Origin of the sequence: Streptomyces sp. NPDC059002 (assembly GCF_042740435.1) — a bacterium.
In the GTDB taxonomy this organism is placed as follows: Bacteria; Actinomycetota; Actinomycetes; order Streptomycetales; family Streptomycetaceae; genus Streptomyces.
Window position 1 is genome coordinate 376,345 of record NZ_JBHYJI010000002.1, and the last position, 8,438, is coordinate 384,782.

The following is an 8,438-nucleotide window of genomic DNA, read 5'->3' on the forward strand; positions in this document are numbered from 1 at the left end:
CCTCAGTGACGGACGAACCCTGGTCGCTGGTGACCTACGGGACCCCCGGGAAGCACCTGCCCCGCACCGGCATCCGCACCGCCGACGGCACCGTGCACGCCGCGCCGGGCACCCTCGCGGAGACACCCCTCCTGGAGATCATCGGCGAGTGGCAGCGGCTCGGCGAGACGCTGCGGGCCTGGCGGCCCGATCCCGCGGCCGTCGTGCCCGACGCGGAACTGCGCACACCGCTGGCCTACCCGTCCAAGGTGCTGTGCGCGGGCGCCAACTACTACGGCCACCTGGAGGAGATGGGCGTCGAGAAGCGCGCGGAACCGGCCGAGGCCTACTTCTTCAGCAAGACGCCGCGGACCACGGTGATCGGCCCCGGCGACGCGGTGCCCTACCCCCCGGGCGCGGGGCGGCGGCTCGACTGGGAGGCCGAACTGGCCGTCGTGATCGGCCGCGAGGGCAAGGGCTTCTCCCCGGAGGAGGCGCCCGGGTACATCGCCGGGTACACCATCGCCGACGACATGTCGGCCCGTGACGCGCTGCAGCGTCCGGAGGCGGTGGGGCCGCCGTTCCAGTTCGACTGGCTGCGCACCAAGTCCCTCGACGGATTCTGCCCGTTGGGGCCCGGCATCGTCCCGAGCTGGTTCGTCGACGATCCCCAGAACCTCGGCATCCGGCTCTCGGTCAACGGCGAGGTGAAGCAGAACTCCACCACCGGCGACATGATCAGGCCGGTGATGGAGCTGCTCTCCGTCGCCGCCAAGGACATGACCCTGCTGCCCGGCGACGTGATCCTGACCGGTTCGCCGGCCGGTGTCGGGATGGCTCTCGGCGAATTCCTGGTACCCGGCGACGAGATCGTCATCGAGATCGAACGGCTCGGCAGGCTGTGCCACTCGGTCGGGCCGCGCTCCGGTCCTACGGGTTCTACGGGTCCTACGGGTTCTGCAGGTCCTTCAGGTCTTTGAGGTCCTTCAGGTCTTTGAGGTCCTTCAGGTCCCGCATGACCTTGCCCGGGTCGATCCCGAGGTCTTCGAGCAGCGCCCGGGCGGCATTGCGCCCGGGCCAGCCGCTCACTCCGCCGCCGGTGTGCGTACAGGCGCCGGTCTGGTAGAGCCCGGGAACCGGCATGCGGTAGGAACTCCAGCCCTTGACGGGGCGGTTGACGCCGAGCTGGTCGGGGACCATCGCACCGCCCATGTAGCCGCCGTCGACGAAGTGCCGGTTCATCGTGGCGAGATCCACCGGGGTGTGCACCGAGCGGGCGAGTTCGTCGCCGGACGCGAACCCCGTGACGTTGCGCGCGTAGGCGGCCACGAGCTGCTCGGCGTACTGCTCCTTCTCCGCATCCCACCGCGCCGGATCGCCGTTCAGCCGGTAGGGGGCGTAGGTGAACAGCCGTACCGATGCGCGCCCTTCGGGTGTCCTGCTCGGGTCGACGACCGACGGCGCGAGCGCGACGGTCATCCGGTCGTCGCCCGACAGGGTGCCCGCCGCGATGTCCCGCCACTGGGCCGCGAGACCGCCCGCCGTGCCGATGGTGGCGGTGACGGGCCGCAGCGGGCCGCCGGGTCCTGGGAAGGCCGGTGCGTCCCGCAGGGCGAGGTGGACCTGGAACACCGATCCGCCGTTGTTCCACCGGCGCAGCGCGTCGAACTCGGCGGGCAGCGCCACGTCCGGGCCGAGCAGCGCGGCCAGTTGGGTCACATGGGCCCCGGACAGCACGGCCTTCGCCGCGTCGAAGCGCTCGCCGCCGGTGGTGAGCACCCCGGTGGCGCGCCCGTTCTCGACGACGATCCGGTCGACCCGCCGACCGCACAGGACCTGCCCGCCGCCGGAGCGGACGGCCTCCGCGAGGGCGCGGGGCAGCGCGGCGGAGCCGCCGATCGGGGTGACGCCGGAAATCCGGGTCAGCAGCAGCGCGAACTCCGCGGGCACGAAGCCCGATCCCGGCCGGCTCAGGTCGCCGATCGCCGCGGCGAAGCCTAGGAGCAGGGCGCGGGTGCGGTCGTCGGCGAAGGTTTCGTGGACGACGCTGTAGCCGTCGCGGGCGGCCAGCGCGTCGAGCCGGCGCGACGCGTCGTTGTCGGGCAGCGTGCCGGGCGGCACCGCGGACCGCCGCACGCGCTCGGCGAGCAGCGGTTCGTACGAGGCGACCATCTCCCTGAACGCCTGCGCGTCCGCCGCGGAGTAGCGCCCGATGGCGTCGGCGGTGGCCTCGACGGAGCGTTCCATGACGACCGGTTCGGCGCCGTCCTGGAGGGACACCAGGGCCGGGTCGGGGGCGACGTAGCGCAGTCCGTGCTCGGCGACCAGGCCCAGCTCGTCGCCGCCCACGGCGGGGTTGAGCTGGGCGTACATGTGGAAGGTCGACGCCAGGTCGTCGTGGAATCCGGGCAGGGTCACCTCGCGCGTGGAGGTGCCGCCGCCCGGCTCGTCCTGTTCCTCCAGGACCGTCACCGACAGGCCGGCGCGGGTGAGGTACGCGGCGGCGATCAGCGTGTTGTGACCGGCGCCGATCACCACGACGTCGCTCCGCGTGGTCCCGGTGTGCAGGGGTTCAGTCATGTGTCCATCCCCAGACGTCTCGTACGTACTGTGTGCTGCTTCGGTCCAGATCGAGGGCGCCGTGCGCGGTCGCGGTGCGTACGTCGCGCCAGGCGCGCTGCAACGGGTCGGCCTCGGAGAGCATCGCGGACCCGGACAGGTCGACCAGGCGGTCGACGGCGTCCCTGACGAGCCGCGCGGCCACCGCCGCGTCGCGCATGACGCGGGCGACGGTCTCGCGGGACATGCCCGGTGTGTCGGCGGCCGCCACGGAGCGGTCGAGGAGCAGTTCGGCGATGTCGAGTTCGGCGGTGCCCCGGGCGAGGGCGAGGCGCGCGGTGTCGTCCCGTTTCGTGCGCCGCTCGGCCCATCGGGTCAGGGCCTGGGCGGCGCCGCCCAGCGCGGGGGCGACGAACAGCGGCGGGCCGCTGCCCTGCAGGGGCGCCCGGTAGCAGGCGGCGGCGTCCGGGTCGTCGGTGCCGGTGAGGAGCCTGCTGTGCGCGAAGGACCGGGAGCGGGGCACCCGCACCCGGTCGATGTGCACGGAGTTGCTGGCCGTGGCGCGCATGCCGGTGGGCGCCCAGGTCTGCTCGACGGTCCATGCGTCGCGGGGCACCGCGAAGTACCGCACCCCTTGCGCCGGTTCGCCGGTGCAGGCGTCGCCCGCGACGCACAGCAGCGCCCACCCGGCGAAGTCGACGCCGCTGAGGAAGTCCCACCGTCCGGTCAGGGTCCAGGTGTCGCCGGAGAGGGTCGCGCTCCCCGAGGGGCGCAGCGCGCTGGCGACCGCGACGTCGGGGCCCTCGGCCCACAGCTCGTCCTGTCCCGCCTCGGGCAGGAAGGCGGCCATGCGGCCCGCGGTGGCGTAGATGAGGGCGACCCAGGCGGTCGACACACAGCCGGTCCCGACGTCGCGCACCGCGTGCGCGAGGTCGGTGAAGGTGCCTTCGGTGCCGCCGTGCCGGGCCGGTACGAAGTGCCGGGCGAATCCGGCGTCGAGCAGGCCCTTCAGCACCTCGGGGGGCAACTGCCCGGTGCGGTCGGCCTCGGCCGCGTGGCCATCGAGCAGATCGGCGAGGCGTCGCGCCGCGGCCAGCACGCCGTCCGACGACGTGGCCGCGGTCGTGGTCCCGGTGGTCGTGGTCATCCGCGGTCACCGGCCCGGTTCCACTCGAGGACCCGCCGCAGCGGCCCGTCGCCGCCGCGCACCGTGCCGAACAGGCTCAGGCGGTCGCTGTCGAGGCGGACTTCCCGCACCTGGTCGTGGTCCTTCATCCGCGGCGTGTGCGTGACGGTGACCCGGTGGATCACATGGTCGCCGTCGAGCCGCCACGTGCCCGCGTATCCCATGAAGTCGAGCGGCACGGGAGTCGAAGGGGGGCGGGTGGAGTCGGCGGTCCGCATGATGCTCACGGACATGTGTCCGTCCCCGCTGTAGATCAGCAGGCCGCGCGGGTCGGGCCCCAGCGGGCCCTCGAGTCGTTCGTCGCCGGAGCCGAGGTCGTCGAACGCGACGAGGCTCCACACGCCGGAGAGATCACTTCGCTGCATGCCCGTCACGCTGTCGGGCACCGCTCAAGACCATGTCAAGCGCCCATTGGTTAGCCGGACTTGAGTGTCGTCTGAGGACGCGTCACCAGGGTCGGAGGGGTCGGCGGCCACCGGGCCGTGCGGATCAGTGCGGTTCCTGACTGCGGAGGCGTGAATGAGCATCATTCGGACCGATCAGGTCGAGCAGGGCGCGGGCGGCGGCGACACGGGACCCGTCCCGATGACCGTGCTGCGGGAGCTCTCCCTCAGTTCGGCGGGCGCGGCGGCGCTGCGGGCCGCCGTCCAGGTCGGCCTGCCGGACGAACTGGGCGACGAACCGGCCACCGCGGGCGACCTCGCGCGGGCCCTCAAGGTCGACCCGGACATCCTGGAGCGGCTGCTGCGCACCCTGAAGCACTACGGCATCTTCACCGAGACCGAGGCGGGCCATGTGCACACCCCCGCCTCCCGGCTGCTGCGCGACGACCACCCCGAGAGCCTGAAGTTCTGGGTGCTCTGGGTCACCGAGCCGTGGACGTGGGAGCTGTGGCCGCGCCTGGAGAAGGCGGTCCGCACGGGCAAGGGCGACTTCGAGGAGGTGTACGGCACCGACTTCTTCACCTATCTGCACAAGGAGTGGCCGGAGTCGACCGAGGTCTTCAACAAGTCGCAGACCGAGCTGAGCCGGCTCGCCTCTGACGCGGTCGCCGACCGCCTGGACCTGGACGGTGTGCGCACGCTCGCGGACATCGGCGGCGGCCGCGGCTTCACGCTCGCCACGCTCCTGGAGAAGAACCCGCACCTCGACGGCGTCCTGGTCGACCTGCCCGCGGCCGTGGCCACGCCCGACCCGCGGCTGCGCCCCGGGGGCGCGCTGGCCTCGCGGTCGCGGGTCCTTGCGGGCGACTGCCTCAAGGAGGTGCCGGTGGAGGCCGACGTGTACCTCTTCAAGAGCATCCTCGAATGGGGCGACGACCAGACGGTGACGGCGCTGCGCAACGCCGCGCGGGCGGGCCGCCCCGACAGCCGCATCGTCCTGATCACCAACCTCGTCGACGACAGCCCGGAGATCCGCTACGCGACGGGCATCGACCTGCTCTTCCTGCTCAACACCAACGGCAAGCGCCACACGAAGAAGGGCGTGACCGCGCTCATCGAGCGGGCGGGCCTCCAGGTGGTGGGCGTCGGCCCGATCAACTCGCATCTGCACGCCGTCGAGGCGGCCATCCCCGCGTCCTGACCTGCACCATCCGGCTTTAGTGCTCCTTGAGTACGGCTAAGGATCATTTGTGTCGGCACGTACGAACTGACCACACCCCAGAGGTTCAGAGGCGAACATGATCATCCACACGCTGGTCTTCTCCTTCTCCGACGAGATGCCCGACGCGGAACGGGACCAGTTCTTCGTCGAGATGACCGAAGTCATCCTCGGCTCCGGACTGGCCGAGAAGATCGACCACAAGCCGCACTTCCGGCTGCCGGACGACGACTACGCGCCCGTCTTCGTCTCCAGCGCGATCGCCGAGATCAGCTGCAAGGACCTGCCCACCCTGCAGAAGCTCACCGGGTACCCGGAGCTCGGCAAGTTCCGCGACAAGTGGCAGGCCAAGTACCCGTACAAGGTGATCTGGGTGAACCACGAGAAGCTGACCGTCTGAGGTCACGGGACCCGGTCAAAGTCTGAGGCGTCTCCGTCTCGCCTGGCTGATGACTCGCACGCGTCATCAGCCACGGGAGGGAGGCGCCTCTTCTGTTTGGTTGAAGACACCCCGCGTTGTTCGGTGAAGACACCCCGCGTTGTTCGACGACACCCCACACTCCGGAGGCATCCCGTGGCTGCTGACCACACCTCACCCATATCCCGCGGCGGGTTCGGCCGCCGTTCCTTCCTCATCGCCGGGGGCGTCGCCGCGCTGGCGATCGGCACCGCCGAGGTGACGGCCGCGGCCCCGGCGCGCGCGGCCGCGGACACGTCGGTCGTCCACACCCTGATCTTCTCGTTCCCCGGCACCATGCCCGCCGACCAACAGGCCACGTTCTACGACGAGTTGCGCGACGTCGTCATGGGCTCCGGGCTCGCCCTGAGCGTCGACCACAAGCCGCATCTGCCGCTGCCCGACGACGCCCAGGCCCCCGTCTTCGTCTCCAGCGGCATCGCCGAACTCCGCTGCAAGGACCTGGCCACGCTGGAGCGCCTCACGGGATATCAGCCGCTCAACGACTTCCGGACCAGATGGCAGGCGAAGTACCCGTACAAGGTCGTGTGGACCAACCACGCCGCCCTGTCGCTCTGAGAGCACCCGCCTCCCCGGCCCGCTCAGCCCCGGTACGTCTCCAGGAGCCGCAGCCACACCTCGCTGATCGTCGGGTACGCAGGGACCGCGTGCCACAGCCGGTCGATGGGGATCTCGCCCGCCACGGCCATCGTCGCCGAGTGGATGAGCTCGCCCACGCCGGGGCCGACGAACGTGACGCCGAGCAGCACCTCGCGGTCCAGGTCGACGACCATGCGGGCCTTGCCCCGGTAGCCGTCGGCGTAGAGGCCCGCACCGGCGACACCGGAGAGGTCGTAGTCGACGGCGCGGACGCGGTGGCCCGCGGCCTCGGCCTCGGCGAGGGTCAGCCCCGCCGAGGCCGCCTCGGGGTCGGTGAAGACGACCTGGGGGACCGCGGCGTGGTCGGCGGTGGCCGCGTGGGCGCCCCACCGGTCGGTCTCCAGGAGGGGCACGCCCTGGGCGCGGGCGGCGATCGCGGCACCGGCGATGCGGGCCTGGTACTTGCCCTGGTGGGTGAGGAGCGCCCGGTGGTTCGCGTCGCCCACCGCGTACAGCCAGGTGCTGCCCTGGACCCGCAGGCTCTCGTCGACGGGCAGCCAGGAGCCGGGCTCCAGGCCCACCGTCTCCAGGCCGATGTCGTCCGTGCGCGGCGCGCGCCCGGTGGCGAAGAGGATCTCGTCGGCGTCGAGGGTCTCGCCGGTGTCGAGGGTCGCCGTCACCGTGCCGTTCTCGCGCCGTACGGCCGTGACGGAGACGCCGTCACGGACCTGTGCGCCCGCCTCGGTCAGCGCCTCGCGCACCAGCTCACCGGCGAACGGCTCCATGCGGGGCAGCAGACCGCCGCCGCGCACGAGCACCGTCACGGCCGAGCCGAGCGCCTGCCAGGCCGTGGCCATCTCCACGGCGACGACTCCCCCGCCGACGACGAGCAGCCGCCCGGGCACGTGGTCGGCGCTGGTCGCCTCGCGGCTCGTCCACGGCTTGACCGGTCCGCCGTCGGCGAGGCCCGGCAGATCGGGCAGCGCCGCGCGGGTGCCGGTGCAGACGGCGACGGCGTGCCGGGCCTCCAGGGTCCGCTCGGTGCCGTCCTGGCCGGTGACCGTGACCTTGCGGGTGCCCGCGATGCGGCCGTGCCCGCGGTACAGGTCGACGCCGACGCCCTCCAGCCAGCCGACCTGGCCGTCGTCCTTCCAGTGCGAGGTGTAGTCGTCGCGGTGCGCGAGGACCGCGGCCGCGTCGAGGGGGCCCTGCGCCGCCTGCCGCAGGCCGGGCACCTTGCGGGCGTCGGCGCGGGCGATGACGGGGCGCAGCAGGGCCTTGCTCGGCATGCACGCCCAGTACGAGCACTCGCCGCCCACGAGTTCGCTCTCCACGATCGCCGCGCTGAGCCCTGCGGCCCTCGCGCGGTCGGCGACGTTCTCCCCCACGGGGCCCGCTCCGATGACTACTACGTCGTACGTGATGGCTTCCGTCATGAGGACAGTCTCTCCGCAGGTGTGCGCCGTGGCCACACGGGTACGCGCGCGGAACACCCCGGTTGCGCGCGCGGGCCGCCCCGCGCGTGGGACGGTCGGAATACGTCCGTCACCCCGGCGGTTGTGCACAGCGGCTACGCCCGATACCAGGAAGTAGGGAACACCATGAGCAGCTCGACCGTGGAGCTCACCAAGGAGAACTTCGACCAGACGGTCACGGACAACGGATTCGTCCTGATCGACTTCTGGGCGTCGTGGTGCGGGCCCTGCCGTCAGTTCGCCCCGGTCTACGAGAAGGCCGCGGAGGCCAACCCCGACCTGGTCTTCGCCAAGGTCGACACGGAGGCCCAGCCCGAGCTGGCCGCCGCGTTCAACATCCAGTCGATCCCGACCCTGATGATCATCCGGGACCAGGTCGCGGTGTTCGCCCAGCCCGGCGCGCTCCCCGAGGCCGCGCTCACGGACGTCATCGGTCAGGCGAGGAAGCTGGACATGGACGAGGTCCGCCGCCAGGTCGCCGAGGAGCAGGCCAAGCAGCAGGAGCAGTGAGCCGATGAGCCGGGCCTAGGGAGCGTCTTGTCGATCATGTGGTGAGCCAGATGAGGGTGCTGGCCAGGGT

Annotated in this window: 9 protein-coding genes; 5 read left to right on the forward strand and 4 right to left on the reverse strand. The window is 71.9% G+C overall.

Annotated elements, in window-relative coordinates:
- Positions 1 to 5 precede the first annotated feature (5 nt).
- Positions 6 to 959, forward strand: coding sequence for a fumarylacetoacetate hydrolase family protein (locus tag ACFWZ2_RS03660; protein WP_384541220.1), 954 nt, complete (start codon positions 6 to 8; stop codon positions 957 to 959).
- Here the strand turns inward: ACFWZ2_RS03660 and ACFWZ2_RS03665 are convergent.
- From ACFWZ2_RS03665 to ACFWZ2_RS03675, 3 genes are read right to left on the reverse strand one after another with little or no spacing between them, the layout of a single operon-like run.
- A complete protein-coding gene (locus tag ACFWZ2_RS03665; RefSeq protein WP_384541222.1) occupies positions 928 to 2,559 on the reverse strand; it encodes a phytoene desaturase family protein in 1,632 nt (543 codons plus the stop codon). The genes ACFWZ2_RS03660 and ACFWZ2_RS03665 overlap by 32 nt on opposite strands.
- Positions 2,552 to 3,685: an acyl-CoA dehydrogenase family protein gene (locus ACFWZ2_RS03670; protein ID WP_384541224.1), complete on the reverse strand. Its 1,134-nt coding sequence runs from the start codon at positions 3,683 to 3,685 to the stop codon at positions 2,552 to 2,554. Before ACFWZ2_RS03670 ends, ACFWZ2_RS03665 begins: the two co-directional genes overlap by 8 nt.
- A complete protein-coding gene (locus tag ACFWZ2_RS03675) occupies positions 3,682 to 4,089 on the reverse strand; it encodes a lipocalin-like domain-containing protein (protein WP_384541226.1) in 408 nt (135 codons plus the stop codon). The genes ACFWZ2_RS03670 and ACFWZ2_RS03675 overlap by 4 nt, the downstream gene beginning before the upstream one ends.
- 154 nt (positions 4,090 to 4,243) lie before the next feature.
- Between ACFWZ2_RS03675 and ACFWZ2_RS03680 the strand changes: the two genes are divergently transcribed.
- The 3 genes from ACFWZ2_RS03680 (at position 4,244) to ACFWZ2_RS03690 (ending at position 6,362) form a co-directional block, all read left to right on the forward strand.
- Positions 4,244 to 5,308, forward strand: coding sequence for a methyltransferase (locus tag ACFWZ2_RS03680; RefSeq protein WP_384541228.1), 1,065 nt, complete (start codon positions 4,244 to 4,246; stop codon positions 5,306 to 5,308).
- A gap of 97 nt (positions 5,309 to 5,405) precedes the next feature.
- Positions 5,406 to 5,726, forward strand: a complete 321-nt coding sequence (locus ACFWZ2_RS03685) for a hypothetical protein (RefSeq protein WP_384541231.1) — start codon at positions 5,406 to 5,408, stop codon at positions 5,724 to 5,726.
- A gap of 174 nt (positions 5,727 to 5,900) precedes the next feature.
- Entirely contained in the window at positions 5,901 to 6,362 is a 462-nt protein-coding gene (locus ACFWZ2_RS03690) for a hypothetical protein (protein WP_384541234.1), read from the forward strand.
- Positions 6,363 to 6,385: 23 nt separating this feature from the next.
- On the opposite strand, the gene ACFWZ2_RS03695 is transcribed toward ACFWZ2_RS03690, so the two are convergent.
- Positions 6,386 to 7,819: a dihydrolipoyl dehydrogenase family protein gene (locus ACFWZ2_RS03695; RefSeq protein WP_384541237.1), complete on the reverse strand. Its 1,434-nt coding sequence runs from the start codon at positions 7,817 to 7,819 to the stop codon at positions 6,386 to 6,388.
- A gap of 165 nt (positions 7,820 to 7,984) precedes the next feature.
- Between ACFWZ2_RS03695 and trxA the strand changes: the two genes are divergently transcribed.
- Positions 7,985 to 8,368, forward strand: coding sequence for a thioredoxin (gene trxA, locus ACFWZ2_RS03700; RefSeq protein ID WP_384541239.1), 384 nt, complete (start codon positions 7,985 to 7,987; stop codon positions 8,366 to 8,368).
- The last annotated feature ends 70 nt before the right edge of the window (positions 8,369 to 8,438 follow it).